This is a genomic window from Streptomyces klenkii, assembly GCF_003626645.1.
In the GTDB taxonomy this organism is placed as follows: Bacteria; Actinomycetota; Actinomycetes; order Streptomycetales; family Streptomycetaceae; genus Streptomyces; species Streptomyces klenkii.
On record NZ_RBAM01000136.1, the window covers coordinates 1 to 1,178 of the forward strand.

1 protein-coding gene is annotated in these 1,178 nt (G+C 72.8%); it reads right to left on the reverse strand.

The features are described 5' to 3' along the window. Nucleotides 1-1,178 (reverse strand): hypothetical protein (locus tag D7231_RS36810; RefSeq protein ID WP_199739539.1); only part of this gene is annotated, 1,178 nt, incomplete at both ends.

A 1,178-nucleotide genomic window follows, 5' to 3' on the forward strand; every position in this document is an offset into this window, starting at 1 on the left:
AGGTCGGTGACCGTCAGTGCGTGGAAGGCGACCATGGCGGCGAGCGTGGCGCGCACCGGATCGTCGTCTTCCAGTGCCTGGCGGATCGCGTCGGTGTCGACCGGCTGCGGGAGGATCGTGGTGGGCTCGTGGGGGATCCGCGTCGTTGGGTTGTGGAAGACGGCACGGTGCCGCTTGAGGGTGCGGAACAGGCTGCGGACGGCGGTGATCGCGTCGCGGCGTCGCCAGACGCCGGCCGGCAGGGTGTCCAGGATGTCGGCGCGGGTGATGGCGCGCAGCGAGTCGTTGGACGCCGCCCACCGGCGCACCATCGGCAGGACGTTGCGCAGGTAGTGGCGCACGCTGGGTTCGCCGAGCGGCCTGGAGCGGGGCGGGGTGTTGCTGCCGCGGTGGATCGCGGTGAACCAGATCCGCAGTTCGTCGGCCATCGCCGGGGGCAGGTGCTCGGTCTCGGCGGTGAACCAGAGTTCCAGGGTGCGGGGACGGTCGTCATCGAGGAAGCCGGTTTCGGCCAGGAGCGCCCGGAGGTGCCGGGCGGGCAGGTTCACCGCAGGTACCTGTGCCACGGCGGTGGCTTTGATCGCCGCGCCCGGGGTGTCCTGGGTGCCGAGCAGGATGCGCAGAGCGCGGCGGACCGCCCAGGTCAGATGCTTGCTCCAGCCGTGGCGCTGGGCGTACTCGGTGGCGTGGGCGTCCAGGGCGGCGGCCAGCTCGGTGTCGAGCGGCGGAGGGAATCCGCGCTGCTGTCCGGTCCGCAGGGAGCGGGGGGACTGGAACAGAACGAGCTGCTTGTGGCTGGCGGGTCGAAGTGCTCGGAAGCGGTCGCGCGGGGCAGGCCGGCCCTTGCGGCGCGAGCGGCGGGCCTCGATCGGCTCGGTGAGGCGGACCCGGCGGTCCATGTCGCCGAAGTACAGCTGCTGGCCGTGCCGGTTGTCGCCTTCCAGGTCCATGCGCTCCTTGCCGCCGCGGTTGCGTTCGGCGAGCGCGGCCTGGCGGCGGCACAGCCGGCAGGCTCCCTCCCAGAGTGCGGCGGTATGGCGGCAGATGCGGCACGCGCCGCGGTCGGGGTGCCGTTTGCGGTACACGCGGCAGGCCAGGCATACGCCGCGCGACTGGTCGTACACTCCCCAGGCCAGGCAGTCCGGGCAGGAGCTCGCGACCGTGGGACGACCCGGGTG